The following is a 26,663-nucleotide window of genomic DNA, read 5'->3' as shown; positions in this document are numbered from 1 at the left end:
GGTCTCAGTAGTCGGGTGGGCCCCGGTCAGCGCGTTGTGCTCCAAATCGCTCACGATAGAAGCCCGGCGTTGCGCCTACACGTTTGAGAAACGCCCTGTGCAGGGCGTCCAGGCTGCCGAAACCGGCGCGATCGGCAATTCTTGCCAATGGCCACTCCGATGTTTCGAGCAATAGCTTGGCCCGGTCGACGCGAGCGGTTTCGATGAAGTAGCCCGGTGGATGGCCTGTTTCCTTGCGGAACATCCGCGACAGCGTTCTTTCACTCATACCGGCCCGTTGAGCCAGCGCCGGACCGCTGAGGTCCCCACTGGGGTCGTCGATGATTTCGGCTATCAACGAGCGCAAGCGCGGTGTTGCGTTCGCTGGAACCTTCAGTCCGGCACTGAACTGCGACTGCCCGCCTGGTCGACGCATATAGAGCACCAGCTCACGGGCAACGGCCAGGGCGACAGCCGCCCCACAGTCGGCTTCTACCAGTGATAGGCACAAGTCGATCCCTGCCGTGACACCGGCCGACGTGTAAAAAGGTGGTTGGGCGACATAGATCGCATCCGGCTCGACGTGAATCGCGGGTCTGAGTGCCTTCAGCAACTCGCAGGCGTTCCAGTGGGTGGTCGCGCGACGATTGTCGAGAAAGCCCGCTGCCGCCAGTACGAAGGCGCCTGTACAGACGCTGGCGATGCGTCTTGTCTGGGTGGAGCGCTCGCGTAACCAGGGCAAAACTCCGTCTTCGCAAGCAGCACTACGCAGCGCATCCTCACTACCTCCGGCAATGATGATCGTGTCCAATTCTGCGGGTAGGTCAGCAAGGGCGATGGCTCCAGCGAGTCGAAAACCGGCGTGGGTGGCGATCTCATGGCCATCGGTCGAGGCCAGTACGACCTCATATGGAGCCACCTCGGCAGGGCTGTGGCGATTGGCGACGGCGAATACTTCCATCGGCCCGACTACGTCCAGTGACTGAACACCGTCGAAGCCGACGACGGCGACCGTGCGGGTTTTTCGTTGCAGATAAGTCATGGCGGAAAATGCGACTGAATTGACCTTTTGGTCACGTCATGGTGCGTGTAATTTTCCTGGCGAGCAATCAGGCAGAAGAGACGCTTCATGACGCACGCCCACCGTAGCGCAATCGTGGTACTCGCATTGGGATTATTGCTGCTGGTGGCCTGCTCCGTTCCGTCGCATTCCGAGTCCCCGAAACAGGTGGTTCGCGATGATGTGGGGAGACTGATCCAGGTGCCGGCGCCCAAGCCGGGGCGCAGTCGCCCGCTTGCGGTGGTGCTGGCTGACAACGCGGGTACCGAGACCACCGATTTTCTGGTGCCTTATGGCGTGCTCAAGGAGTCCGGGGTGATGGAGGTGATCGCCGTATCGACCCGGCCTGGCAGGGTAAAGTTGATGCCGGCACTCGAGATCCAGGCGCAGATGACCACCGCCGAGTTCGACCTTGCCACGCCGGAGGGCGCCGACATTCTTGTGGTGCCAGCCATGCACCGCGCGGATGACCCGGCGCTGCTTGCCTGGGTGCGCAAACAGGCAAGCGCGGGTGCGCGGATCGTCTCGATTTGCGACGGCGCCTGGGTGCTGGCCAATGCTGGACTGTTGCGCGACCGGGTTGCGACTTCACACTGGTATTCGCTGGCCTCGCTCAAGCGGCAGTACCCAGACACCACCTGGGTGCAGGGTCGCCGTTACGTGGCCGATCGCAACGTGATGACGACCACGGGTGTGAGTGCGTCGATTCCGGCGTCTTTGGCGCTGGTCGAGGCCGTCGCAGGCCGCTCGGCAGCCGATGTTACGGCCAGGCGCCTGGGTGTGGATTCATGGGGGCCAGCCCACGACAGCAGCCAATTCAAGTTGACGACGGGTCTGGGTTTTGTCGCGTTGGCAAACCTGTTCGCCTTCTGGAGGGATGAGACGGTCGAGGTGCCGGTGGAGGAGGGCTACGATGAGATCGCGCTGGCGCTGACCGCCGATGCCTGGTCACGTACCTACCGTTCCCATGCGCTGGCGAGCAGTACCCGTACAAGCGTTCATTCAAGGCATGGCTTGCTGTTGCTGCCTGAGGTGCTTGCAGGTTCCGGCCAGCCAACGTTTGCCCCCCATACCGGTGCAGCGGCGGGCGCGCTGGATCTTGCGTTGGAAGGCATTGCCAGTCGTTACGGTGCGGCGACAGCTGATTTTGTGGCCCTTCAGCTTGAGTATGTCAAAAAGTGAGGTTCAGGGCGGCCAACGAGCCCATCTTCGAATCAATTCGAGGGATCAGCGTCTTCGAACTCGATTGCTTGCAAATCCTTTGTCCGCAAATGATGTTGAGCAGTTTGAGGGCCGGCCCGGCAGGGCGTGTATCGGCTTGCTCCCACTTGCGCACGAGCGAGATCGCCACGTAGGGATTCAATGATTTCCCAAGTCTGCATCGATCAGTCCCTTTTCCATCTCCATGACGGCTTTGCACAAGATCGCATCGGACTGCTTTTCGCCTGTTTGCCAGCGCGAAAAGTCTTTGCGCTTGAGAGTGATCATGCGGGCTCGATCCATTAGGTATACCCGTAACGGGTATGATTTGAAGCCTGTTCCGTGTGACTGCATCGGACTCTTCAGGAGAGTGGCAGGCCTTGCCCTGGCGCTGCGCCGCCTGGCCGGCCGCGTCATGCTCCCCGACGCCACACACTATACTGATTGAGTGTTGGTGCGGCTGCGGCGCGTACTCCACAACCACACCCTGGGCATGAACAGTACGTCTGCAACCGACAGAGGGTTCTGCCATGAAACAACCATCCCTGCAGCATCTATCCCATGATCTGGGCATGGCCGTGCACGACACCTGGACCACCGCCCGGGTCAAGTCCGCCCTGGCCATGGCGGATTCCGCCCAGAGCCTGCACATCCATGTGAAAACCCATGCCGGGATGGTGTCCCTGAGTGGGCGGGTGATGAATCATCGCCAGTATGAGCGGGTGGTCGACCTTGTGCACCGGGTGCCCGGTGTCCTCGACGTCGATGCCCATGAACTGCTGACCCACGTGTTCATGCCGACGGGCTCGATGCAGCCGCCGAATGCGGAAGAGAGCAGCGAGTACCGTTCGCCAATGCCGCCGCGCAAGGACGAATGATCTCTTCGGTTAATCCGGGCAGGAACGTTGATTACCAGGCGTTCCTGCCTGCGGGGTGATCCGTCAGTTTTTCTCTCGCCATTCCTTGGCCAAGCGGGCCAGGTACTTCATGGCTGCCTGGTTTCGAGCTTTGCCGTGCGCATCAGGCCAAAGGAAGGCCAGAATCAGATATCTGCTTTCATACAGCTCTCCAGGCACGTATACGAGCGCAGCATCCTCGCCTGGCCGACCCGCTTTGCAAACTCTATCTCGCTGAGGGGTGCCCTCACGAAATCTGGCCGGTGGAATTCTGACATGGATGTGCATCATGCATGCCTGGAGCGCGAGTGAGGGCTGGGTGTAGGGTGCATCTCTTCCAAAAATAGAGGGTAAGCACGACCGGTTTGACCCGATGTAGCGCTCAAACTCGTTCTTCAAGGCAGAGGAAAATCCAGGATGCTGGGCGTCAACAGGTTCAAAGAATTCTGCAAACGTTTTGGGGTGGAAGGAAACCTCGACTGCCATTCAATCCCTTAGGTCAATTCTCTTAACCGATGGCTGGTGTGCTCAGCAAGATCTCGAAGTGCAGAGGGGGAGAGTTTGCTTTCGAACTCCTCAGGGCGTGAGAAGAATTGCTTGTACAAGCTGTCGATCGTGGCAAGTCGGGTTCTGACCTTGGCTACTGCTCTACGAAGTGCCTCATGGTCGTCAGTAAGGGCCAAGGGTACTTGTGCCTTTCTGAGGTCATCCTCCAACTGTCGAGTAGCTTTCAGCAACTCGATATTCCTCAAGAACCGCTCATCGTCAAATGTTGTCGATGAGGCCAGTGAGGTGATGTTTCCCGAAAATACGGTATCCAGTTCCTGCCAGCCCTTCGTCAGCCCGGTTATCACCCTCTGCAGGTCGCTAAGGGTTGGCTTCTCGACCATGGATTCCCTTGTCGATGACGATGAGCTTTTTCCCGAAAGGTTGGTGTAATCACCGACCAAGGCGAGAGCCGCGACAATGAGCGCTGTCGGTGCTGCCGCTTTGATAGACATGGGGCCTCCACGGGACGATGGCATTTGTACAGAAATTCAGAGGGTGATTATCGGTTCTGCACTTCACTAGTACAACGACTGGACATGGCATGAAATGAAAAACCGATAATCTGCAGTTCCTGACGCTCAGTGTAGATCAGCCCGGTTGGTCCCTCGATCAGCGCTGGATATGACACCGGACCCGTTGCTGTTCCGAGCCCACCATGACCTGGGGTTTCTCACAGCCCACGGTGCAGATCCGGCAGCGCTCGCGAAAGAAACACCCCTGCGGCAGTCGCCGATTGCCCGGCAGCTCGGTCGGCGCCGCCACCTGGTCGGCCTGTAGCGGCACACCCAGGCGTGGCACCGCCTCGAACAGCAGGCGGGTGTACGGATGCCGCGGCGTGTCCAGCACTTTGGCGGCGCTGCCCAGTTCGACGATCTGCCCCAGGTACATCACGGCCACCCGATCGGCCATGTGCCGCACCACCGAGACGTTGTGGGAGATCAGGATGTAGGTCAGCTGGCGCGCGCGTTGCAGTTCCGCCAGCAGGTTGAGGATTTGCGCCTGCACGGAGATGTCCAGGGCCGAGGTCGGTTCGTCGAGGACGATGATGTCCGGGTCCGAGGACAGTGCACGGGCAATGGCGATCCGCTGGCGCTGGCCGCCGGAGAACTGGTGCGGGAAGCGATCGAGGTATTCCGGGCGTATGCCCACCTGGGACGCGACCTTGGCGGCGACTTCGCGCATCTGTTCGCGGGACTGGTGGCCGCGGGCATACAGCGGTTCGGTGATGATGCGCCAGATCGGCAGGCGCGGGTCGAGGGACGACTGCGGATCCTGGAAGACGATCTGCACGTTGTGCCCGGCCTTGCCGTTGTCGTGCTCGGGCCAGTTCAGGGCGCCGCTGCTGGGGGCGATCAGGCCCATCAGCAACTGCGCCAGGGTGCTTTTGCCGCAGCCCGACTCGCCGACAATACCGAGGGTTTCGCCTGCCCGGACCTGCAGGTCGATGCCGTTCAGCGCATGGGCGTAGCCCCGTGGGCGGCCGAGCCAGTCGCTGCTCACCGGGAAGCGCACACGGACGTCGTCGAGCCGCAGGATCTCGGGTGCCGTTTCCGGCCGCGGATGAATGATGGCACTGTTCATTGCGACAGCTCCTTGGCCGGCAGCCAGCAGGCGCTCTTGCGTTGCTCGTTGCCGTTGATGGGGGTGAGGGAGGGACGCTGGGCGCAGGCGGGCATGCGATGTGGGCAGCGTTCGCCGAAGGTGCAGCCCTCGGGCAGGGCGGCCAGGTTCGGTACCTGCCCGGGAATGGTCTGCAGCGGCTGGCCCGGTTCGACCATCTCCGGCAGGCCGCTGAGCAGGCCGCGGGTGTACGGATGCTGCGGATTGCCCATCACCTCGGCGGTGTTGCCCTGTTCGACCACGGCCCCGGTGTACATCACATAGACCCGGTCGCAGAACTGCGAGACCAGTGCCATGTCATGGGTGATCAGCAGGATGGCGGTGCCTTTCTGCCGGGCCTTCTCGCGCAGCAACAGCAGCACCTGGCGTTGTACGGTGACATCGAGCGCCGTGGTCGGCTCGTCGGCGATCAGCAACTGCGGTTCGCAGGAGAACGCCAGGGCGATCATCACCCGTTGGCGCATGCCGCCGGACAGTTCGAAGGGGTAGGCGTCCAGCACCTGCTCGGGGCTGGCGATGTGCATGTCGCGCAGCAGGGCGATGGCCTTCTGGCGGGCCTCGGCGGCGCTGATCTTCTGGTGGTGGATGATCACGTCGAGCATCTGCCGGCCGATGCGCCGGGTCGGGTTCAGGGCGGTCATCGGTTCCTGGAAGATCATCGCCGCATCGCGGCCACGAATGTGCAGCAGATCCTTTTCGGACGCGGCGAGCATGTCGCGCTGGAGCATGCTCAGGCTGCCGGCGGTGATGCGGTAGCTGCGTTCGGGCAGCAGGCGCATGCTGAGCATGGCGGTGACCGACTTGCCCGAGCCGGACTCGCCGACCACGCCGACGATCTCGCCGGGATTGACGTGCAGGGTGACGCCGTTGAGCGCCTTGACGTTGTTTTTGTAGGCCGGGAACTCCAGGCTCAGGTTGTCGATGGCCAGGATGGGAGCGGGTGTGGGCATGGTCATTTCCCCTGTTGCCGTGGGTCGAGCAGATCGCGTACGCCATCGCCGAGCAGGTTGAAGCCGGTGGCGGTGATCAGGATCGCCAGGCCCGGAAAGGTCGAATACCACCAGTTGTCGAGGATGTAGTTGCGCCCGGTGGCGACCATCGCGCCCCATTCGGCGGTGGGTTGCTGGGCGCCAAGGCCGATGAAACCGAGCGCCGAGGCCATGAGGATGGCGCTGCCGATGTCCAGGCTCAGTTGCACCAGCAACGGCGGCATGGCATTGCGCGCCACGTGCCAGTGCACCAGGTGCCAGCGCCTGGCGCCGAAGGTCTGCGCGGCCTTGACGTAGCCCATCTGGCGGATGCTCAGGGATTGGCCGCGGGCCAGGCGCACGTAGGACGGAATCCGCACCAGGGTGATCGCCAGCATGGCGTTGAACAGGCTGGCGCCCAGGGCGGCGGCCAGGGCCATGATCAGCACCAGCGAGGGTACCGAGAGCATGATGTCCATCAGGCGCATCACCAGCGCGTCGAAGCGGCCGCCAATGACGCCGGAAAAGCAGCCCAGCAGGCCGCCGATCAGGCACGAGGCAAAGGCCACGAACAGGCCGACACCGACCGACTGCTGGCTGCCGAACAACACGCGGCTGAAGAGGTCCCGGCCGACTTCATCGGTGCCGAACCAGTGCTCGGCCGAGGGTTCGGCCAGGCGCTCGGCCAGGTTCAGCGCATTGGGGTCGTGGCTGGCCAGCCAGGGCGCGAAGATCATGCACAGCAGCACGATGGAGGTGATCGCAAGGCCCGCCAGGGTCAGCGGGCTGCGGCGGACCTGGTAGGCCAGGTAGGCGAACGTGTCGCTCCAGCGCGGGCTGCGGGTTGTACTCAAGAGGACGGACATTTCAGCTCACCTCGCCGATGCGTGGGTCGATCACGCGGTACAGAAGATCGATGGCCATGTTCAGCAGCACATAGATGAAGGACACCAGGATCGCGAAGCCCATCACCGCCGGGAAATCCAGCGACTGGATCGACTTGACCACATAGGCGCCCATGCCGGGCCAGGCGAACACGGTTTCGGTCAGCACGGCGCCGTAGAGCAGATCGCCGAGGGTCAGGCCGAGCACGGTGACCGAAGGAATCAGCGCGTTGGGCAGGGCATGGCGCAGGATCACCGTCCAGCGCGACAGGCCATAGGCCCTGGCGGTGCGGATGTAGTCCTCGCCGAGTTGATCGAGCATCGCCGAGCGGATCTGCCGGGCGACCACGCCCAGGGTCACGAAACCGAGGGTGGCGGCGGGCAGGATCAGGTGCTGCAGCGCATCGCCGAACAGGCTGCCGTCGCCGGCGAGCAGCGAGTCGATCAGGTAGAAACCGGTGAAGGTCGGTGGGGGTGTCAGCCCTTCGGACAAACGGCCGCCACCGGGCAGCCAGCCGAGTTGGCCGTAGAACAGCACGATGGTGCCCAGGCCCAGCCAGAACGCCGGGGTGGAAATGCCGGTCACCGCCAGGGTGCGGGCGATCTGGTCGATGGCGCGGTTGTGGTAGACCGCCGACAGCACGCCCAGCGGCACGCCGACGAGAATGGCCAACAGCAGCGCCACCAGCGCCAGTTCCAGGGTAGCGGGGAAGAACGCCTGCAAGTCTTCCAGCACCGGCCGGTTGGTGCGGATCGAGGTGCCCAGGTCACCGTGCAGCAGGTCCATCAGGTAGCGGCCGTATTGTTGATACAGCGGCAGGTCCAGGCCCAACTGGTGGCGGATGCCGGCCACCAGTTCATCGCTGGCGCGATCGCCGGCGATCAGCCGGGCCGGGTCCCCGGGGATCAGGTGGGAAATTGCGAAGGTAATCAGCGAAACACCGAACACGACCAGTACCAGGCCGAGCAGGCGCTTGCGCAACAGAGTCAGGAAGGCCATCTGGCACCTCAGTCACACGAACGACGGGAACGCCGCGCCAGTCGCGAACGACCGGCGCGGGCGAGCAGGCTTACTTGCTCATGCTGCCCAGGTTGAACACCTGTTCGAGCATCGGATTGAACACGTAGCCCTTGACCGAATCACGCATCGGCAGGGTGTAGCTCTTCTGGTAGAGGTAGGCGTAGACGCTGTCCTTGAGCACCCTTTTCTGCGCCGTCTGGTACAGCTCGACGCGCTTGGCGGTGTCACTGGTGGCCGCCGCTTCACGGATCAGCTTGTCGACCTCGGGGTTGCTGTAGAACGAGCGGTTGCCCTGCAGCCCCTGCATCCTGGAGTCGAACCAGAAATTCATGAACATGTACGGATCGGCGAAGTCCGGGCTCCAGGCGCCGGCGGCGATGTCGTAGTCGGCCTGGCCGACGCGCTCGCGCAGGGTCGCGTTGGCGAGTTTTTCCAGCTTGAGGTTGACTCCCAGCGGGGCCAGCGCCGCCTGCAGCGTCAGGCCGATCGGTTCCCAGTTCGGGTCCTTGTCGGAGTACAGGTAGCTCAGGTTGGTGACTTTCTGCGGGGCCTTGGCCAGGCTTGCCTTGGCGGCGGCGAGGTCCTGCTTCATCGCCGGCAGGGTGCTGTCGTAGGCCCACATGCCATCCGGGATCGGCCCGTTCATCAGCTTGGCCTTGTCCTTGAGGATGCCCTTGACGATACCGCTGTAGTCCACCGCCTCGGTGATGCCACGGCGGGCGTCGACGCTGGTCAGCGGGCCCTTCTTGTTGTTCAGGTACAGGTAGGTCACGCGCAGCGACGGGAATTCCCTGACCGCCACCCCGGGCTTCTTGGCCAGTACGCTGAGCTGGTCTTCGGGCATGTCCTCGATGATGTCCAGGTCGCCTTTTTCCAGTTGCAGGCGGCGTACCGACGGCTCGGCGATGATCTTGATGATTACGCTTTTCAGCGCCGGCCTGGCACCGGCGAAATAGCTGTTCGGTTCCAGGGTCAGCGACTGGCCCTTCTGCCAGTTGCTCAGGCGGAAGGGGCCGGAACCGGCGGTGTGGCTGGACAGCCAGGCGTTGACGTCGCTGCTCTTGTTCACCACGTCCGGGTTGATGATCGAGGCGCCGTTGTGGGCCAGGGTGAACAGGAACGGCGCGAACGGCGTCTTCAGGGTGAAACGGATGGTCTGCGGGTCGACCACCGAGACCACCATGTCCTCGGGGAAGGCGCCGGACGGGCCTTGCTTGAGGGTCATCAGGCGGTCGAAGGAAAACTTCACGGCGGCGGCGTCCACCGGTGCGCCGTCATCGAACTTGTTGCCGGCCTTGAGTTTGAACTCCCAGACCAGGTTGTCGGGGGAGACGGTCCAGCTTTCGGCCAGGTCGCCCTGGACCTCGGTGCTGCTCCTGTCGCCTTCGACCTTGTAGCCGACCAGGCGCTGGTAGGACGGGTAGGTGATGGTCCAGTCGTTGTTGTCGAAGGTCACCGCCGGGTCGAGGGTCTGTGGGTCGGCGGGTTTGCCGATGACCAGCGTGTCCTGTGGCGTGGCCGCGCTGGTGGCCTGCCAGGCGCCGAGGCTCAGGGCGCTGCACAGCAGGGTCAGCAGCAGCTTGCCGGTGCCGGGGACGGTCTTGCGGGTCACGGTGTCGATTGGGTTCATGCCGGTTTCCTTGATCATTCGATGTATGGAAGTTCGTCAGGTTTTTTATAAAAGCTATAACCGGGCAGTTGCAGGTGAAGCGTAAGTCGCGCGGGTTATTGTTGTTTTCAGCCCCTTTGAGGCGGCTGTGCTGCGTAGCGTTCGAGGCTCTCTGGCCGCGTTGGTATCGGGTTGGAACGGTTACTGGGCGTTTGTCTATTCGTCCTCCAGCAGGGGGTAGTCGTCGGCATTGGGCAGCTCGTAATGCCACCACTCGGTGGCGATGGCCTGAAATCCGGCCGCGAGCATCACGCCGAGCAACAGCAGGCGATTGCGCTGCACCAGGGCGGGCAGGTCGGGGTAGAACTGATGGGAGCGTTCTTCCATGGTGTCGAAGGCGCTGCCCATGTCCAGCGGCTGGTTGTCGCTGTCGACCAGGGTCAGGTCCACCGCCACGCCACGGCTGTGGTGCGAGCCAAGGTGCGGGTCGCGCACGTAGTCGTTGTTCGGCAGCGCTTCCCACAACAGGTGTTGGGCGTAGGGCGGCCGGTAGGCGTCATAGATGCGCAGGGTGTAGCCGGCCTGGCGGGCCAGCCGGCTGGCCAGTTCCAGGCGTTCGGCGGCTTCGCGGTGCAGCCGGCAGCGGGCAGTGGGGTAGATCACTTTCCCGGCCAGGTTGTCCGCGCTGGCGTAGATCATTTCGATCTGCACCTGGTAGCGCCGGGCATCGATTTCTACAAGGGGGTTGCTGTTCACACAAACACTCCGGTTGGGACTTGCTGGGCGTTGAATCAACCTTCGAACTGGCCGAAGGCTTTCTGCAGTTGGCGGTTACGGGCCAGGCGCTCGTCGAGTCGATCGCCGTACTTCTCCGCCACCGCCGAGACCACCAGGTTGAGCAGGCAGGTCAGTGGTGCGAGGGAGTCCCAGAACTGGCCGACATCGGTTTTCAGTTGCAGCAGGTCCAGGTCATGGTCGCGGGCCCAGGGGCATTGCAGGTCGGTGATCAGCGCGAGGGGCAGGTCGTTGTCCCTGGCCACCTGGCAGAAGGTCTGGGCCACGCTGGAGTAGGCGCGGAAGTCGGCGATGATCGCGTAGGGGTTGGCGAAGCCGGAGTTCAGCGTTTCGGCATAGATGCCCGAGAGGCCGTCGACGTAGTAGACCTTGGGGCGAATGTATTCGAGGTGGTTGTGGAAGGCGGTGAGAATCCCGCGGGTCGACTGGATCCCCAGGATGAATACGGCATCGGCTGCATGGATGCGCTGCACGATCCGGGCAAAGGCCTCGCTGCGTGCCAGACCGTAGGCATGCTCGATGGCCTCGATTTCGCGGTGCATGGAGCGGTCGAGGGCGTCTCCCTGGTTGGCCTCGGCCCGAAAGGCGCCGATGCGGTCGGTGATCAGCCAGGACGCCGGAGCCTCGCCACGCAGGCTCTTCTTCACGTCGTCGATGTTCTGGTAACCCAGTGAACGCAGGAAACGCCCCACGGATATGCCGGTGGTCGAGGCGTGCTGGGCGATGCTGTCGGCCGACTCGAACGGCAGCTGTTCCGGGTTGCCCAGCAGGTAGCTGGCGATGCGCTTGCCGGTCGGGGTCAGGCTGGAGAACTGTTGCTCCAGTTGCTGCAGGAAGCGGTTTTTTTCCGTGGACATGTCGGCGTGCCAGCGTCTGAGTTGTTATATCTATGTCATTTTCATGTTGCTTGTTATGAAAATAACATTGCTTTTCGAGATAGCACAATGCCTTTTTTCAGGCGCTGATCGGGGGGCTGGGCAAAGCGGATGTCCTATCTGGGCTGGCGAGCCGGATTCAGCATGGGTTCTCCACTACGGCTTCAGACAGTCCTGCCGGTGGCTCCAGATTGTTCAACGCCCGGTTGACCAGCAATTCCCCCAGCTCAGTCAGTTGCTGCACCGCCAGTACGACGCTGCGGTGTGAACCTTCCAGTTCGCTGGCCAGGTCGGTGGTCATGACGTTCAAGGAGGCAAGGGTCTCGCTGGCGTGACAGAGCAGTGATCGGGTGTCGATATCTGGCACTACGGTGAAGAGCGGCGGCCAGCGGCTCGCAGGTTGTGAACACCTTTGAGGGTTGCACCTGGAAAGGAGGCGGTCCGACTCCGGGGCGTGGGGGGTGGCCTTTTTCATGCTTGAGCTCCTTGCGGGGTGGGTGTCGGACTCATGGGCAAGCGGCATTGCATGGCAGTCACATGAGCGGACGGACCGCTAGTTATTACCAGAAAAACTCCATTGAATTAATCAAAATAATGAACATCGGTAAAAATAAGCCGTTGGCGTAGGAAAGTTCTGTGAGGTAATTCTATTAAAAGGGTGGGAGGTTTGTTTTTGTTGGGTGGGTGTAATATTTTTCCGTAAGGATTTTCTTGTTTTGATGTGTAGGTTGTTCTGGTGTTTCGATGACGGCGGTATCGTGGTAGGAAGGTGTCTGGTTATTCGTGGGGTGTTATCAAGGTGATTTTCCAGGGTGGTGTGTATAAGGTGATTTCAGGTTGAAAGGATTTTCCGGCTGATATACGAAGATGTGTTGTCTTTGCGAGGATAAGGAAGTGGTGTGTATGCACAAAAGGGACAAGGTGGAGAATCTGAAGAACAATATCAGATACCTCATGAAGAGCCGCGGCGAGACAAGGTTGTCGTTATGCAGTGCCAGTGGGCTGACCAGGACGACGATCTACAATATTCTGGAAGGTAGGGTGGTCAACGTCCAGCAATCGACCATCCGCAAGATATCCGACTTCTTTGGGGTTTCCTACCAGGAAATAGAAACCGTCGACCTTGAACGCAGGGAAGTTGTAGAAAACAGTGTTTCCCTGCATGGAAACATGAATCCGGCGGCGGTGCCGATTATCAGGGAGCGCTCGTTACCCGATAAACTTGACAGGAGAATCGGTGAGTTGGTCGTCAGCCATCCACTGACCTACTATTTCGGGGCGGCTTGCAACCTGATCGGGGTGCTTCTGGAAAATGGTATTCGAGGCATCAATGAGCCGGGAGACTTGCTGATCGTCAGAAGGAGCGCGTCTGGCAGCGAAGGGCAAAAGCTGGTTTATGAAAGGGAAACCAACGAGTTGCAGGTGGTGGGCGAGGCGCTTGTGGACTCTGCGGCATTTCTGCTGGTGGGCGATATCATCGAGGAACGGTTCAATGGTTGAGCACAGGAAGAGCGAAAACAGCAGGTATAAGTTATTGGGTTTTGAAAATAACAAGAGCCTCGCCGTGGTCATGTTGATTTCTACAGGCAGGGTCATCAAGGTGAGGCTGGATGAGCTGCTCAAAAGTGAAATGCTGGATGACTTGAACAAGTCTGAAATCAAGGAGGTTTACCGGAAATTCTATTCGGGTGGCTCCGTGTTGACGGCCTACGAAATGAATGACCGGAATGAGCGCTCCTGGATGACCTATGTGGTCCTCAATCTGGCTTTATGCGCCATTTACATTTTTACCAATGTCTCTGCGGCAAAGCTCATACATGTCGAAGCGCTGGACGTTGTCGTGACCCCTGGTGTGTTTCTCTATCCGCTGACGTTTCTGGTCGTGGACCTGTTGAATGAGTCCTATGGGCTCAGGCTGGCAAGACGGGCGATATTGTTTGCTTTTGTGAACAATGCTTTCATCCTGTTGCTGCTGAGTCTTTCCAGTTGGGCCCCGGGCCTGCCCGGTTGGGCACTTGGGGCCTCCTACGGTGAGGTGATCGGCCATGTTTCCTCGGCATTGATTGCTTCTTCGGTTTCGTTTCTGTTTTCCGAGTATGTGAACTCGTACCTGTTATGCAGGATAAAGCGGCTTACGAACTCCAGGTTTCTTTTCCTGCGCGTGTTTGTCAGTACTTTTTTTGCCGTGATCATAGACAGTTTTGTTTTTTGCTTTGTGCTTTTTTACGGAACGATGCCGAATGAGAAAATCCTGGATCTGATCTATGTGCAGATTGTCATAAAGATGTTTTTTGCCTTCTTCAATGTGCTGCCTGCCTATGGCGCCAGGGCACTGTTCAGACGCTATGTTTTCCAGGCTCGGCCGGCATAGGGGGGAAAGACGAGCCATGGAAGTGGCTCGTCCCCTTGAGCGGGTGTCGTCAGAGACCCAGTTTTTCTTTCAGGCTACCCATGACCTCGCGCCGATGACCCAGGAATTGCTCCAGCCCCTTCGCGCGAAGATGGCAGGCATCACACTCGGCACAGCCATCTCCTTTCACGCCCCTGTAGCAGGTCAGGGTCTCCCGCCGAATCCGCTCCAACTCTCCGTGGTGGTCCGCCAATGCCCAGGTTTCGGCCTTGCTCAACCACATCAGCGGAGTCTCGATCCGCAACGGGTAGTCCAGGCCCAATTCAATGGCCGGGTTCAGCGCCTTGATGAAGTGGTCACGGCAATCCGGATAGCCGGAAAAGTCCGTCTCGCAGACGCCGGTGACCACGGTTCGTGCACCGAGCTGGTGGGCATGGATCGATGCGAGTGTCAGAAACAGGATATTGCGGCCCGGCACGAACGTGCTGGGCACGCCGCCTGCCAGGCTGTTGGCCGCAGGGACCGGTATGGCGTCGCGGGTCAGGCTGCTGACGGCCAGTTCGTTCAACACCGTGGTGTCCAATACCTTGTGCGTGGTGACGCCCAATTGTTTGGCCAGTTGCCGCGCCACTTCGATCTCGGCGCGGTGGCGTTGGCCATAATCGAAGGTGATGCAATGGATTTCGTCGTACAGGGGGCGGACATGGATCAGACAGGTCGTCGAGTCCTGGCCACCGCTGAAAACGATTACTGCTTTTTCGGTCATTATGCTCATCCCTGGGCGGTTGTGGGTTCGCGTCGACCCTACCGCAAATGACCAACCGGCTGGCGTGGGACGTTTCTGAAATTGCGCGTGCCGTCAGGGATGACACGGTCGCGCCCGGCCAGGCTGAACTCAGGCGTCGTCCCGGCGACCTTCCAGGCGCTGACGCATCTGTTCGCTGGCGGCCGGCCCGGGCTTCACGGTGCTGTTCTGCAGCGGTACCGGACGGCCATCGGCGACGTCCGCCAGCATGAAGTGCAGTGGCCGTCCGCTTTCGCGTTCGACGATCTGCACGCTTTCGCCTTCCGGCGCGTAATGGCGATTGCCCCATTCCACCAGCGCCATCAGCACCACGCGAAAATCCCGGCCCTTGGCGGTCGGTACGTACTGGTAGCGCAGCGGGCGCTGGCTGTAGGCCTGGCGTTCGAGCAAGCCGTCTTCCACCAGCCCGTTCAGGCGCCGGGTGAGCATATTGGGGGCGATGTCCAGGCTGCGGGAGAACTCGTCGAAGCGTTTCAGCCCCTGCAGGGCGTCGCGCATGATGAGGATATTCCACCATTCGCCAACCCGCTCGAGGCTGCGGGCGATCGGGCATTCGGCATGGGCCAGGGTTTTGCGCTGCATGACGGCTCCTGCAGGGGGAATCGGATTTTTGTGAGGTCATATGTTACTTTCATGATGATAGTAACGTCCACAGGCCATTACCTTGCTCAATAACCTGCAGGAGTTGGATTGTCATGAACAAACGTATCGTTGTCACGGGCATGGGCGCACTGACCCCGTTGGGCTGCGGTGTGGAGTCGAACTGGCAGCGCCTGTTGGCCGGACAGTCGGGGATACGGCCGCTGCCGCAAGACCTGATCGGTGACCTGGCGATCGGCATCGGCGGCCAGGTCCCGGACCGTGCCCAGGACCCGGAGGCGGGCTTCGATCCCGACCTGCTGCTGGCGGCCAAGGAGCAGCGCAAGATGGACCGCTTCATCCTGTTTGCCCTGGCGGCGGCCGAGGAAGCGCTGGCCCAGGCAGGCTGGGCGCCCGATACGCTCCAGTCGCAGGCCCGTACCGGTACCATCATCGCCACCGGGGTCGGCGGTTTCCCGGCCATTGCCGAGGCGGTGCGGACGACCGACAGCAAGGGGCCGCGGCGCCTGTCGCCGTTCACCATCCCGTCGTTTCTGGGCAACCTGGCGGCCGGGCATGTGTCGATCCGTCATGGTTTCAAGGGGCCGCTCGGCACGCCGGTGACCGCCTGTGCCGCGGGCGTCCAGGCCATCGGCGATGCCGCGCGAATGATCCGGGCCGGGGAAATCGACGTGGCGATCTGCGGTGGGGCCGAAGCCTGTATCCACCGCGTCAGCCTGGCCGGTTTCGCGGCGGCCCGGGCGCTGTCGAGCGATTTCAACGAGACCCCGCAACGGGCTTCCCGACCGTTCGACCAGGCCCGTGACGGCTTTGTCATGGGCGAGGGCGCCGGCCTGCTGGTGATCGAGGCGTTGGAGCATGCCCTGGCACGTGGCGCGACGCCGCTGGCCGAACTGGTGGGTTACGGCACCAGTGCCGACGCCTATCACATGACCGCCGGTCCCGAGGACGGCGACGGTGCCCGCCGTGCCATGCAGCAGGCGCTGCTGCAGGCCGGGATCGACCCCTCGCAGGTCCGTCACCTGAACGCCCATGCCACTTCGACGCCGGTGGGTGACAAGGGCGAACTGGCGGCGATCAAGGCCGTGTTCGGTACCCGGGGCGGCCCGGCGATCAGCTCGACCAAGTCCGCCACCGGGCATCTGCTGGGGGCCGCCGGCGGCATCGAGGCGATTTTCACGGTGTTGGCGTTGCGCGATCAGGTGGCACCGGCGACGCTCAACCTGGAGAACCCCGATGAGGCAGCCGAAGGGCTCGACCTGGTCCGTGGTCAGGCCCGACCGTTGTCGATGGACTATGCGCTGTCCAATGGCTTCGGTTTCGGTGGGGTGAATGCCAGCGTGCTGTTCAAGCGCTGGGTATAGAGAAAAGGGTTTGCCCCTGTGCATGGCATCGCCTGTCTCGACACCTTGTGGGCGGGGCAGGCTTCGCGTAGCACACAGGCGATTTGCAGGCGGTTTTGTATCAGTGTGTATCCTGGCCGTTGCGCGATACACAGGCTTTCCCAATGGCCCGGAACTCGACACAGGCCGGATACGTCATGGCGGTCAAATGCATCCACGGTTTGCAGGGCGTCATCCAGACCCCTGACCCATGGCTGGCAACGGAGAAATCACCATGAAGAAGGCACTGCACAACAACAGGAACGGCCTGGGCCGCCTGGCCGGTTCGTCGATGCTCGCACTCGCCCTGTTCGGCATTTTCGGGGCGACCCAGGCGCAGGCGGCTGCCTCGGCAACGGTCGATACAACCAGTGCCAGCACCTCCCACTCCGCACCTTCGCCTTTCGGCCCCCTCAAGCACATCAAGGCCGGGCTGCTTGACGTGGCCTATGCCGAAACCGGCCCGGCCGATGGCCCGGTGGTGATTCTGCTGCACGGCTGGCCGTATGACATTCACAGCTATGACAACGTCGCGCCGTTGCTGGCCGCCAAGGGCTACCGGGTGCTGATGCCCTACGCCCGTGGCTACGGCGATACCCATTTCCTCTCCGCGAAAACCCTGCGCAACGGTCAGCCCGCGGCGTTGGCGAGCGACGTCATCGACTTCATGGACGCGCTGAAGATCAAGCAGGCCGTGCTGGGTGGTTATGACTGGGGCGCGCGCTCGGCGGATATCGTCTCGGCCCTGTGGCCGGAGCGGGTCAAGGCGCTGGTCTCGGTCAGCGGTTACCTGATCGGCAACCAGGCGGCTGGCAAGAACCCGCTGCCGCCCAAGGCCGAATTGCAGTGGTGGTACCAGTTTTATTTCGCCACCGACCGCGGTCGTGCCGGCTACGAGAAGAACACCCATGACTTCGCCAAGCTGATCTGGCAGACGGCTTCGCCGAAATGGGCATTCGACGATGCCACCTACGACCGTAGCGCCAAGGCGCTGGAGAATCCCGACCATGTCGACATCACGGTCTTCAACTACCGCTGGCGCCTGGGCCTGGTCCAGGGCGAGCCTCGATACGACGCGCTGGAACAGAAACTGGCCACGGCGCCATCGATCAGCGTGCCGACCATCACCCTCGAGGGTGATGCCAACGGCGCGCCGCATCCGGCGCCCGAGGATTACGCCAAGCGTTTCACCGGCAAGTACGAGTTCCGCCTGATCAGCGGCGGTATCGGTCACAACCTGCCGCAGGAGGCTCCAGAGGCCTTCGCCAAGGCAGTGATCGACGCGGATCATCTCTGAGGTCACGGCTGTCCGTTCCCGAGCTGCGCACGTTCAGCGGCCCCTGGCCTGTTCGTCGCGCAGCGTCATCACCGCACTGGTGATACTGGCAACGAGCTTGCCATCTTCGCGTTCGATTTCGCACAGATAATGACTGATCGTTCGGCCCAGGTGAGTCGCCCTGGCCCGGGCGTGCAGTCGCGACTGCCAGACCGGGCGCAGGAAGGTCGCCTTGAGATCGATGCTGGTAAAGCTTTGCGCTGCCTGCATCAACGTCGAATGGGCCGTACCGATGGCCGCGTCGGCCAACTCGCACAGCAGCCCACCGTGGACCGTGCCCTGCTGGTTGCCGTGCAACGCCGCATCGGCATCGAGTGCCAGGGTCGCCGTGGCCTCGCCGATGGCGACCAGACGAAAGCCCAGCAGGCGGGAAATCGCCGTGGGGTACTGCATATGGGTGATGTCACTTTCAGCCAGCGTGCCGTCAAGCTGGCGCTGCAGGTACTCCAGTACCGGGAGTGGACGAACGGGTGCGGTCATGCAACCTCCTGTCGAGTGAGTGCCAGCGATTGGGCGTTTGCAGTGTGTGCGCCTAGAATGGAACAATCAAAAAATTGTCCTAGGGACATCCCCCGATGGCTGTTTCTTCTGTTTCCCGGGCGCTCGAAACGCTGGTGGCCGATATCCGCAGTGGCCGCCTGCCACCCGGCACGCCGTTGCCCACCCATCGCCAGCTCGCCCGCCAGCACGGCATGGCGATCGCCTCGGCGAGCAAGGTCTACGCCCGGCTCAAGGCCATGGGGCTGGTGGTCGGCGAGACGGGGCGGGGCACCTTCGTGCGTGATCGACCCCAGCAGCGCGAATGGGACAGTGGCGATGAGGCGCGGCTGAGCGCCAGTGCGATCGATCTGTCGTTCAACCATCCCGTCTGGCCGGGCCAGGCGGAACAGTTGCGCAGCCTGTTGCGCGACTTGGCGAACAGCGGCGACCTGGCGGCATTGCTGCACCAGCAGCCGCCGGGCGGGCGGCGCCACGAGCGGCGCATCGTCGGCGAGTTCCTGGCCAGGGCACGCGGCCTGGCGGTTGACGCGCAACAGGTGTTCCTGGTCAACGGTGCGCAGCAGGGGCTGGACGTTTGCGTGCGAGCCTTGCTCCGACCGCATGACGAGGTGGCCGTCGATGCCTTGACCTATCCCGGCTTCAGGATGCTGGCCGGTGTCCACGGGCTGGTGTTGCAGCCTGTTCCGGGCTTGAGTGACGGGCCGGACCTGGACGCGCTCGAGGAGGTGTGTCGGCAGCGACGGATTCGGGCGATCTACACCATGCCCACGTTGCACAATCCGTTGGGTTGGGTGCTGGACGCGAGCCAACGCCAGCGGCTGGTGACGATTGCCCGTCGGCATGATTGCCTGCTGATCGAGGATGCCGGCTACGCCTATCTGGTTGACGAGGCACCGCCGGCGCTGCTGAGCTTGGCACCGGAGCGCACCCTGTATGTCTCCAGCCTGTCCAAGAGCCTGGCCAGCGGGCTGCGCTTCGGTTTCGTCGTGGTGCCTGCGGCTTGTGCCGCTCGAGTGAAGGAAGTGATTCGTGCCAGTTCCTGGAGCATGCCCAGTGTGGTCACCGCCATGGCCACCCGCTGGATCGCCGATGGCACCGCCGCCCGTCAGGAAAGCTGGCTGCGCGACGAGGCCCGACGTCGGCAGGTCATCGCCCGGGAGGTATTGGCCGGCATGGAGATGATTGCTCACCCGGCCTCTTTGTTTCTCTGGCTCCGCTTGCCGGAAGCATTGCGCATGGATCGCATCGCCACCGCTCTGGCCGAAAACGGTATTGCCGTGTCCAGGGCCGAGGCCTATGCGACCACCCGGCATGCGCCGCATGCCTTGCGCCTGGGGCTGAGCTCAGTGCCATCGGCACAGTTGCCAGCGGTGCTGGCGCGGCTCAGGCAAGTCATCGAAGACTTCCCGATCTAGGCGTTCAGTCCGTCAGAAAGTTGGCAAAAAGCCATCTATGGGCAGGCTGTCTGCAATGAAAAGCATTATGATTGACGCTTTTGTCCCGTAAGTCAGAAAGGCCAGTCCGTCTATGTCGCTTGACCCCGTCACGTTGTTGACACTCACGATCGCCCTGGCGGCGGCCGCCGCGTTGTACCTGGCGGTCGAGTGGCGCAGTGTTCGTGAGCCATCACTGCTGTTCTGGAGTTCGGGTTTCGCAACGATCAGCATCGGCTCGACTCTCGCCCTGCTGCGTGGAAGCGGTTTTCTGCTGCTGGGTATCTGGTTCGCCAACGGCCTGCTGGTGACCGCGCACTGGTTTTTCCTGATGGGGGTTGCGCGGTTCACCGAAACCCGGCTCTCCCGTAGCTGGTTACTGGTTGTCGTGGTCTGGGTCGCCATGCTGTTTCTGCCCAATGACCCGTCGTGGTCGAAGATCATGATGCTGGTCAATTCGTTGATGGTTGCCCTGGTGACCTTGCGTGCCAGCTTTCTCCTGCGCCCCCATGGCAAGTCGTTGAGTGTGGGGGCGGTGCAGTTGCGCTATGTGTTGCTGATCCACGGGGTTTTCTATCTGATCAAGGCCTTGTCGACGATCATCCCGGGCACTTTGATCGACCTTGCCGCGTTTCGTGGCGAGATCATCCAGATTTCGCTGGTCGAGGGGGCGATGGCGATCATGCTGATTGCGTTATCGATGACCGGCACCGAACGCTATCGCCGGGAAAAGCGTATTGCCCGACTGGCGGCCCGTGATCCGTTGACCGCCATGTACAACCGTCGGGCCCTCGAAGTGCGTGCGCCGCGCCTGCTCGAAGAGGTCTCGGATACCCGGCCGGGAGCATTGCTGCTGATCGATGTCGACAACTTCAAGCTGGTCAACGATCTCTACGGTCATACGGCCGGCGATCGCCTGCTCGTGGCGCTGAGCGAGATGATTCGTTCGGTGTTGCCCGAAGGTGCACTGGCTGCCCGGTTGGGCGGAGACGAGTTCGTCATTCTGCTGGGCGGCACGTCGGGTGAGCAGGTCATTCATCTGGGCAGCACGCTGCGTGACCAGTTTCAGCAGGCTGTTCGCCAGACGTTCGACACGCCCCAGGCGGTGACCCTCAGCATCGGCGCCAATCTGTTCGACCAGCCGCCCAGCAGCCTGGCGGCCCTGATCGAACGCAGCGATGCGGCACTCTACGAGTCCAAGCGTGGCGGGCGTGACAGTATTCGCCTGATCGACCGGACCGCTCCCCGCAGCGAGGCTCAGCGCACATCCTGATTCGCGGCTGTCGCCAACTGACGGGGAGGGGGAGGCAATGGCGGCCAACAAGGATCGGGCTGCCAGGTTGAGCCGCTATTGGCCAAAAATCATGTCGAAGGCGAGCCGGCCCAATGGGAGCATCAGAACCGCAAAGATGATGCCTAGCTGCCAGTACACCAGTTTGAATCTTGATTCGGTGTCTATTTTCAATTCGGTGATCGACGTCTTCAACGTGAAGCCCTGATCCTTGATGGCTGCGCGCAGTTCGTTACCTTGTTTTTCCATCGCCATACGCAGGTCATTGCCTTGTTTCTGCATCGCCATGCGCAGTTCGTTGCCCTGTTTCTCCATGGCCATGCGCAGTTCGTTGCCCTGTTTCTCCATGGCCGTGCGTAGTTCGTTGCCTTGTTCCTCCATCGCACTGCGCAGTTCATGTCCCTGTTTTTCGATCTCACCACGCAACTCGTGGCCTTGTCTTTCCAGGGCCAGGTGAAATTCGTGGCCTTGTTTCTCCATCGCAAGGCGGAATTCACTGCCTTGCTCCCTGATTTCCGCTCGAAGCTCAACCCCTTGCACGGAGACGGCCTTGGCCAGGGTAGCTATCTGCTCACCTTGCTGCCTGACCGCGCCTTGCAGTTCCCTGATCGGGGCTCGCAGGCTCTGGCCCAGGTCGGCAATCTTCCGATTCATCTGCTTCTCGACGCGAATCAGGGCGGATCTTGATGCAGGATTTTGCATTTCGCCTCCCAGGCCCTGGCGACGGCCCCGGGTCCTTCGGGTGATGCGTTCATGGGATGTCTGCACGTCGTTCATATCCTGGCCTCGAAGATTGAAGCCACTAAAGGGGCCTTCTGCCCCTGGCAACAAGCCTGATCACATAATTGAACCGGATACCCCAGGTGAGATAGTCAGTGCGTTCTCCGGTGGCCGTAAGAAAATACTTCGCGTGTTGCGTGCAAAGGAACGGTTATCCCCCTTGGGCGGGTCGAAGGATTGGGGCCGTTCCGTTCGGGCTTATTGAACCTGCGGTATTGGGAGTACGGTTGTCCTACGATTGGGCCAACAAGGGCATGGCAGTATTTGCAAAAGAGTATTAACAAGGCAATGGCGCCAATATATTGCCGAGATTGCCTGTCCACTGGGGGAAAACCTATTTAAAGAGGGCAGGTGATCCGAACCCGGCGCAAGAGGATTAAAAGGATATTTTCCGGCGCCGTGGACAGTGGTGTCTCTTTTTGGTGCGGCGGGGCATCGTAATGGATAGATTGTCCGACGTTTTTCAATTAATACCTGCTGTTGCTTAACAGATACATATGCTGTTGCTAATCAATTGCACTCATGCGGTGCAACTCCGGCAAGGCGGGACCGGTGCCGGGCAAGGGCACTGGTCCGAAGTGGGGCAGGCCTTTCAGGCACAGACCTTGGCGATCTGCTCGCGCAGCCAGGCACTGGCGCTGTTCTGGCCGCTCTTGCGGTCCCAGAGCATGTCCATGGTGAAGCTGGGCAGGCCCACCGGCGGCTTGCAGAAGGCGAATTTCGTCTCGTCGCAGATGAGCATCTGGATGCGCCGGGGCAGGGTCAGGACCAGTTCCGTCCCGTTGATCATTTCCAGTGCCGCCACATAACTGTTGGAACGGGCGACGATCTGTCGGGTATAGCCTTGTTTGCCCAGCCAGCCATCGACCATGTTGGTATCCGATATCCAGGGCGTGGGAAATACATGCTGGCGGGCAACAAAACTTTCCAGATTGAATTTGTTTCCGGTGGGGGTGAATTTCTTGTCGACGACACAGACCAGATCATCGTCGAGCAGTACTTTTGACTTGAAGTTTCTGGCGTCGCGGTGAAAGTTTGGCCCGGAACAAATTACCAGGTCGAGGCGGCCGTCTGAAAGTTTTTCCGCGGGGATATCCTTGTTGAACTTGTGAACGTTTATGATGACCGGGAAACTGCTTTTGATGAAACTTTTCAGAAGTGTCGGAAGTATCAGTAACTCGAAATACTCGGGAGCGCAGATGTTGAACGTTATCTCTTTCTTTGCCGGATCGAATGGCTTTGTTTCCGAATGACAGAGATTGATGCTTTTAAGGATGTTGATGACATGGCTGTACATGCTGGTGGCCTTGCTGGTGGGCCACATGGCATTGCGGGTATGGATGAACAGCTCGTCCTCGAAGCTGGTACGCAGCTTCTTCAGGCAGTAGCTGACGGTGGACTGGCTGACGCAAAGGGTTTCGGACACCTCGGTAACGCTGCTCTGCTCATATATCGCAACAAATACCATCAGGTCCTGCATGTCCAGCTTTCTAAGCAAATTGCTATTGAGCATAAGAGATCCGTCTCGATGAAAATCCAATGGCGCTAATTCGTCACATTCCAGTGATTCATTCTATTTGTATATTAGCGGAAGCAATTTATTTTTTAAATAGCCTCGGCGAAGCCTCCTCCCTATATTCGCGTCTCACATTTTGATTACCCCTGCACAGGGACGGAGGAGGACGAAATGTTGGTACGTGTCACGGAAAATCAGACACCGTTGTGGATACAGGCGACGGAAGTTGTGAAAGAAAAATTTCGCAGCTCTTATAAGGCCAGTGTAGAACCCAACCCGCAGTACTTTGCTTTGACGCAGGATGCCGATGAGCAGATTCTCTCTTGCGCCGGTATAACGTTTGCCGATCACCGGACGTTGTTCTCCGAACAGTACCTGTCGGAGCCGATCGAGGTGATTCTGTCGCGGCGCTTCGAGAAGACCATCGATCGCTCGAACATCGCCGAAATTGGCAACCTGATTTCCCACCATCTGACCGCGGGCATCATCATGGTCAACATGATCCCGCTGCTGGCCTGGTGCATGGGCGCCCATTACCTGCTGTGCACGGTCACACCGCGGGTGCGGGAGATGATGGAGAGCTGCCAGATCGTGTTCGAGCCGCTGCTCGCCGCCGATCCGGACCGTCTGGTCAATGACGACGGCAAGAGCTGGGGCAGCTACTACTCGAAACAGCCGGTGACCGGTTTCATTCGCGTCGACCCGCAACGCTCGCGCTTCGCCGCCTTGACCCTCAATACGCTGTTCAGCCAGTTGCCGACCGACCTGCCAGCGAGGGCGCAACCATGAGCGGTGCATTCATTGCCGACTTGCGGCAGGCCTTGCAGGTCAATCGCGATGCCATCTGCGCGGTCGATTGTGCGGCAAACGGCCTGGAGCAGGGGGGCACCCTGACTTATGGCCAGTTGGAGCAGCGAGCCCTGAACCTGGCCGCCGAGCTGCAACGGCGCTTCAGTGCCGGCAGCGCGGGTGAGCGGGTGGTGCTGGGTATTGCAACGCGCAACAGCAGTGACTGGTTGGTGGCCGACCTGGCCTGCCTGTTCGCCGGCATCACCGCATTGCCCTTGCCACTGGCCTTCAGCCAGTCCCAGGCCGAGCACCTGGCCACGCGCTGCGATGGCTTCCTGGTCGATCACGCGGGGCTGCGTACCTTGACCGAGCGCTGGCTGCTGGACTTCCCCGAGGAGCGTCTGCGCCGGCTCGACCTGCCGGCCATCGAGCAGCCGCTGCTGAATGTGTCGGGCGATGACGAGTGGATCTGCAAGATCATCCATACCTCGGGCACCACCAGCCGGCCCAAGGGGGTGCGCCTGAGCACGGCGGCGGTAGGGGCCGTGCTGGCCTCGTTGCGTCAGGGGATGCCTGCCGATGCCCACCGTCGCTACCTGTCGCTGGTGCCGTTGAGCCTGCTGCTGGAACAGGTCACCGCTGCTTACCTGCCGCTGCTCGCAGGGGGGACGGTGTTCTTCCTGCCGGAAGCGGAGCCGCTGTTGGGGGAGCCGGGGGCTTCGCCACAACGTCTGATCGACTGGCTGCTTCGGGTCGAGCCGACGGCGATGACCGTGCCGCCGGTGATGCTCAACCGTTTCTACGAACAACTGGCCCAGGGCGACGAGCCGGGTGAGCGACTGTCGCGCTACCTGCATTCGGGTGTGCACATCACCTGTGGCGGTGCGGCGGTCAGCGTCGACATTCTCAAGGCCCTGGCCGAGGATGGGATCCCGGTGTTCCAGGGCTACGGGCTCTCCGAGAACGCCTCGGTGGTGAGCATGAACACTGCCTTGCACCAGCGTCTGGGCAGCGTCGGCAAACCGCTGGCGCACGTCCAGGTGCGCATCGGCGCCGACCAGACCATCGAGGTCAAGAGCAGCTCGCTGTTCAGCGGTTATTCGGGCCTGGACCCCAGTGCCTGTTCGATGTCCGAGGATGGCTGGATGGACACCGGCGACCTGGGCTCGCTGGATGCCGATGGCTATCTGTACGTCCACGGGCGCAAGAAGAATGTGATCTGCCTGCCCAACGGCCGCAACGTCAGCCCGGAGCAGGTCGAGCTGGAATACCGCGAGTACCCGGGGGTACGCGACGCCGCAGTGTTTTTCGATGAAGAGCATGGCCTGGTGGCCCTGCTCTGCGTCGAGTCGCTGCCGGAGCGGACCGAACTGGCCCACTGGTCGGCACGACGCTTTTCCGACATCGAGCGGCCCAGCCGCCTGTGGCTGCTGACCAAGGACGATCCGCTGCTCGAACAGCTCTACACCGTGACCGGCCGCCCGAAGCGCGCCGACATCGCCACTGTTTTCTCCACACTGCAAGGGAATGCAACCCATGAACTCGCCTGCCTATCACTCTGAAAGTCCCGCCGTCTCGATTATCGAGCCCCGGCATTTCACCAGCCTGGGCAAGCCCGAGCTGTATGAACTGCTTGGCCACTACGGCATCGTGCTGTTTCGCAATTGCATCCACAGCGCCGAAGACTTCAGTGCCTTCGTGCGCCAGAACAGTTCGCGGTTGAGCCTGGACCCGGCACGGGTCATGGTCGGCGGCGCGGCGCAACTGGTGGATGCCGGGCGCGATGCGGTCGGCCTGCACTGCGAGAACGGCAACTCGCCGTTCTGGCCCGACATCACCTGGTTCTACTGCCAGGAAGCACCGCGCAAGGGCTCGCAGACCACCCTGTGCGATGGCGAGAAGGTCCTGGGGAAATTGTCGGCCGAGTGCCGCGAGTTCTTCGAGCACAACTCGATCCGCTACAGCCGCACCGTGGCCGGGGACAAATGGCGTCGGCTGGTCTGCCACTATTCCTCGACGCTCTCGGATCCGTCCGCGGTGACCATCGAGGATCTGTTGCAGATCACCGGTGATGACCCACGCACGCAGATCACCTTCAACCCGGCCGACGACTCGATCCACTACGCCTTCAGCACGCCGGCGATCCTGGTCTCCGAATTCAGCCAGCGTCCGGCTTTCGCCAACAGCATTCTCGGCCCGTCCTTCAACTATGAGGCGCCGGTGATCGATACCGTCTCCGGCTTGCCGATCCCGGCCGAGTTCCTGGCCGAAATCGCCGCGGTGACTGCCCAGGAAACCTACCCGGTCGGCTGGCGCGACCACGACATGGTGATGATCGACAACCGCCGGGTCATGCATGGTCGTCAGGCCATCGTCGATGACCGTCGACGCATCTTCAATGCCCTGAGCTACCGTTGAGAGCTT

At 61.4% G+C, this 26,663-nt stretch carries 28 protein-coding genes; 11 read left to right on the top strand and 17 right to left on the bottom strand.

Features of this window, described 5'->3' with window-relative positions:
• Window positions 1-4: 4 nt before the first annotated feature.
• Window positions 5-1,021 (bottom strand): GlxA family transcriptional regulator, encoded by a 1,017-nt coding sequence (locus tag ACZ5KU_RS18225; protein WP_054056960.1) that lies wholly within the window; start codon window positions 1,019-1,021, stop codon window positions 5-7.
• Window positions 1,022-1,108: 87 nt separating this feature from the next.
• On the opposite strand from ACZ5KU_RS18225, the gene ACZ5KU_RS18220 reads away from it, so the two are divergent.
• Window positions 1,109-2,221, top strand: a complete 1,113-nt coding sequence (locus ACZ5KU_RS18220; protein ID WP_081005889.1) for a DJ-1/PfpI family protein — start codon at window positions 1,109-1,111, stop codon at window positions 2,219-2,221.
• Between the two features lie 177 nt (window positions 2,222-2,398).
• Here ACZ5KU_RS18220 and ACZ5KU_RS18215 read toward each other — a convergent pair whose 3' ends face one another.
• Window positions 2,399-2,527: a type II toxin-antitoxin system RelE/ParE family toxin gene (locus tag ACZ5KU_RS18215; RefSeq protein ID WP_239687909.1), complete on the bottom strand. Its 129-nt coding sequence runs from the start codon at window positions 2,525-2,527 to the stop codon at window positions 2,399-2,401.
• 242 nt (window positions 2,528-2,769) lie between these two features.
• Between ACZ5KU_RS18215 and ACZ5KU_RS18210 the strand changes: the two genes are divergently transcribed.
• Window positions 2,770-3,117 (top strand): BON domain-containing protein, encoded by a 348-nt coding sequence (locus tag ACZ5KU_RS18210; protein ID WP_054056958.1) that lies wholly within the window; start codon window positions 2,770-2,772, stop codon window positions 3,115-3,117.
• A gap of 63 nt (window positions 3,118-3,180) precedes the next feature.
• Here ACZ5KU_RS18210 and ACZ5KU_RS18205 read toward each other — a convergent pair whose 3' ends face one another.
• The 10 genes from ACZ5KU_RS18205 to ACZ5KU_RS18160 all read right to left on the bottom strand — a co-directional run bounded on the left by ACZ5KU_RS18205 (window position 3,181) and on the right by ACZ5KU_RS18160 (window position 11,931).
• Window positions 3,181-3,621, bottom strand: coding sequence for a type II toxin-antitoxin system YafO family toxin (locus ACZ5KU_RS18205; protein WP_081005888.1), 441 nt, complete (start codon window positions 3,619-3,621; stop codon window positions 3,181-3,183).
• An 8-nt stretch (window positions 3,622-3,629) separates the two neighbouring features.
• Window positions 3,630-4,136, bottom strand: a complete 507-nt coding sequence (locus tag ACZ5KU_RS18200; RefSeq protein ID WP_054056957.1) for a hypothetical protein — start codon at window positions 4,134-4,136, stop codon at window positions 3,630-3,632.
• Between the two features lie 157 nt (window positions 4,137-4,293).
• A complete protein-coding gene (locus tag ACZ5KU_RS18195) occupies window positions 4,294-5,265 on the bottom strand; it encodes an oligopeptide/dipeptide ABC transporter ATP-binding protein (RefSeq protein ID WP_054056956.1) in 972 nt (323 codons plus the stop codon).
• Window positions 5,262-6,254: an ABC transporter ATP-binding protein gene (locus ACZ5KU_RS18190; RefSeq protein ID WP_416769258.1), complete on the bottom strand. Its 993-nt coding sequence runs from the start codon at window positions 6,252-6,254 to the stop codon at window positions 5,262-5,264. The genes ACZ5KU_RS18195 and ACZ5KU_RS18190 overlap by 4 nt, the downstream gene beginning before the upstream one ends.
• A 2-nt stretch (window positions 6,255-6,256) precedes the next feature.
• Window positions 6,257-7,138, bottom strand: a complete 882-nt coding sequence (gene ddpC / locus ACZ5KU_RS18185; RefSeq protein ID WP_464735945.1) for a D,D-dipeptide ABC transporter permease — start codon at window positions 7,136-7,138, stop codon at window positions 6,257-6,259.
• Window position 7,139: 1 nt separating this feature from the next.
• The gene (locus ACZ5KU_RS18180; protein ID WP_054056953.1) at window positions 7,140-8,156 is read right to left on the bottom strand and encodes an ABC transporter permease; all 1,017 of its coding nucleotides are present in this window, start codon (window positions 8,154-8,156) and stop codon (window positions 7,140-7,142) included.
• Between the two features lie 70 nt (window positions 8,157-8,226).
• Window positions 8,227-9,807, bottom strand: a complete 1,581-nt coding sequence (locus tag ACZ5KU_RS18175) for an ABC transporter substrate-binding protein (RefSeq protein WP_054056952.1) — start codon at window positions 9,805-9,807, stop codon at window positions 8,227-8,229.
• Window positions 9,808-10,002: 195 nt separating this feature from the next.
• On the bottom strand, window positions 10,003-10,542 hold the full coding sequence (gene ddpX / locus ACZ5KU_RS18170) for a D-alanyl-D-alanine dipeptidase (protein WP_054056951.1): 540 nt from the start codon (window positions 10,540-10,542) through the stop codon (window positions 10,003-10,005).
• 35 nt (window positions 10,543-10,577) lie between these two features.
• Complete coding sequence (locus tag ACZ5KU_RS18165) at window positions 10,578-11,438, bottom strand: MurR/RpiR family transcriptional regulator (RefSeq protein ID WP_464735944.1); 861 nt, start codon at window positions 11,436-11,438, stop codon at window positions 10,578-10,580.
• 157 nt (window positions 11,439-11,595) lie between these two features.
• Entirely contained in the window at window positions 11,596-11,931 is a 336-nt protein-coding gene (locus ACZ5KU_RS18160; protein ID WP_054056949.1) for a DUF6124 family protein, read from the bottom strand.
• Between the two features lie 428 nt (window positions 11,932-12,359).
• Here ACZ5KU_RS18160 and ACZ5KU_RS18155 point away from each other — a divergent pair, with 428 nt between their 5' ends.
• Together ACZ5KU_RS18155 and ACZ5KU_RS18150 are read left to right on the top strand one after the other, a co-directional pair.
• The gene (locus ACZ5KU_RS18155) at window positions 12,360-12,956 is read left to right on the top strand and encodes a helix-turn-helix transcriptional regulator (protein ID WP_464735943.1); all 597 of its coding nucleotides are present in this window, start codon (window positions 12,360-12,362) and stop codon (window positions 12,954-12,956) included.
• Window positions 12,949-13,827 carry a queuosine precursor transporter gene (locus tag ACZ5KU_RS18150; protein WP_464735942.1) on the top strand — a complete coding sequence of 293 codons (879 nt, stop codon included), beginning with the start codon at window positions 12,949-12,951 and terminating at the stop codon, window positions 13,825-13,827. Before ACZ5KU_RS18155 ends, ACZ5KU_RS18150 begins: the two co-directional genes overlap by 8 nt.
• 49 nt (window positions 13,828-13,876) lie before the next feature.
• On the opposite strand, the gene queC is transcribed toward ACZ5KU_RS18150, so the two are convergent.
• Together queC and ACZ5KU_RS18140 are read right to left on the bottom strand one after the other, a co-directional pair.
• Complete coding sequence (gene queC, locus ACZ5KU_RS18145; protein WP_054064542.1) at window positions 13,877-14,572, bottom strand: 7-cyano-7-deazaguanine synthase QueC; 696 nt, start codon at window positions 14,570-14,572, stop codon at window positions 13,877-13,879.
• Window positions 14,573-14,701: 129 nt separating this feature from the next.
• Window positions 14,702-15,193 carry a winged helix-turn-helix transcriptional regulator gene (locus tag ACZ5KU_RS18140; RefSeq protein WP_054056945.1) on the bottom strand — a complete coding sequence of 164 codons (492 nt, stop codon included), beginning with the start codon at window positions 15,191-15,193 and terminating at the stop codon, window positions 14,702-14,704.
• Window positions 15,194-15,306: 113 nt separating this feature from the next.
• Here ACZ5KU_RS18140 and fabF point away from each other — a divergent pair, with 113 nt between their 5' ends.
• Both fabF and ACZ5KU_RS18130 read left to right on the top strand, forming a co-directional pair.
• Complete coding sequence (gene fabF / locus ACZ5KU_RS18135) at window positions 15,307-16,575, top strand: beta-ketoacyl-ACP synthase II (RefSeq protein WP_054064541.1); 1,269 nt, start codon at window positions 15,307-15,309, stop codon at window positions 16,573-16,575.
• 253 nt (window positions 16,576-16,828) lie between these two features.
• A complete protein-coding gene (locus tag ACZ5KU_RS18130; protein ID WP_054064540.1) occupies window positions 16,829-17,890 on the top strand; it encodes an alpha/beta fold hydrolase in 1,062 nt (353 codons plus the stop codon).
• Window positions 17,891-17,923: 33 nt separating this feature from the next.
• Here the strand turns inward: ACZ5KU_RS18130 and ACZ5KU_RS18125 are convergent, their stop codons facing one another.
• Entirely contained in the window at window positions 17,924-18,409 is a 486-nt protein-coding gene (locus ACZ5KU_RS18125) for a PaaI family thioesterase (RefSeq protein WP_054060873.1), read from the bottom strand.
• A 95-nt stretch (window positions 18,410-18,504) separates the two neighbouring features.
• Here ACZ5KU_RS18125 and ACZ5KU_RS18120 point away from each other — a divergent pair, with 95 nt between their 5' ends.
• Complete coding sequence (locus ACZ5KU_RS18120) at window positions 18,505-19,845, top strand: aminotransferase-like domain-containing protein (protein ID WP_464735941.1); 1,341 nt, start codon at window positions 18,505-18,507, stop codon at window positions 19,843-19,845.
• A 112-nt stretch (window positions 19,846-19,957) separates the two neighbouring features.
• Entirely contained in the window at window positions 19,958-21,136 is a 1,179-nt protein-coding gene (locus ACZ5KU_RS18115) for a GGDEF domain-containing protein (protein ID WP_192842736.1), read from the top strand.
• 75 nt (window positions 21,137-21,211) lie between these two features.
• On the opposite strand, the gene ACZ5KU_RS18110 is transcribed toward ACZ5KU_RS18115, so the two are convergent.
• Both ACZ5KU_RS18110 and ACZ5KU_RS18105 read right to left on the bottom strand, forming a co-directional pair.
• Entirely contained in the window at window positions 21,212-21,931 is a 720-nt protein-coding gene (locus tag ACZ5KU_RS18110) for a hypothetical protein (RefSeq protein ID WP_464735940.1), read from the bottom strand.
• Window positions 21,932-22,526: 595 nt separating this feature from the next.
• Complete coding sequence (locus ACZ5KU_RS18105; RefSeq protein WP_054059267.1) at window positions 22,527-23,447, bottom strand: LysR family transcriptional regulator; 921 nt, start codon at window positions 23,445-23,447, stop codon at window positions 22,527-22,529.
• A gap of 174 nt (window positions 23,448-23,621) precedes the next feature.
• Between ACZ5KU_RS18105 and ACZ5KU_RS18100 the strand changes: the two genes are divergently transcribed.
• From ACZ5KU_RS18100 to ACZ5KU_RS18090, 3 genes are read left to right on the top strand one after another with little or no spacing between them, the layout of a single operon-like run.
• On the top strand, window positions 23,622-24,239 hold the full coding sequence (locus ACZ5KU_RS18100) for a thermostable hemolysin (RefSeq protein WP_054059268.1): 618 nt from the start codon (window positions 23,622-23,624) through the stop codon (window positions 24,237-24,239).
• Window positions 24,236-25,801: an AMP-binding protein gene (locus ACZ5KU_RS18095; RefSeq protein WP_464735939.1), complete on the top strand. Its 1,566-nt coding sequence runs from the start codon at window positions 24,236-24,238 to the stop codon at window positions 25,799-25,801. The genes ACZ5KU_RS18100 and ACZ5KU_RS18095 overlap by 4 nt, the downstream gene beginning before the upstream one ends.
• Window positions 25,776-26,657: a TauD/TfdA family dioxygenase gene (locus tag ACZ5KU_RS18090; protein ID WP_054059270.1), complete on the top strand. Its 882-nt coding sequence runs from the start codon at window positions 25,776-25,778 to the stop codon at window positions 26,655-26,657. Before ACZ5KU_RS18095 ends, ACZ5KU_RS18090 begins: the two co-directional genes overlap by 26 nt.
• The last annotated feature ends 6 nt before the right edge of the window (window positions 26,658-26,663 follow it).

The organism is Pseudomonas sp. Tof1, assembly GCF_055390395.1.
Note: the sequence above shows the minus strand (reverse complement) of the source record. Positions and strands in the feature narration are given on the sequence as shown.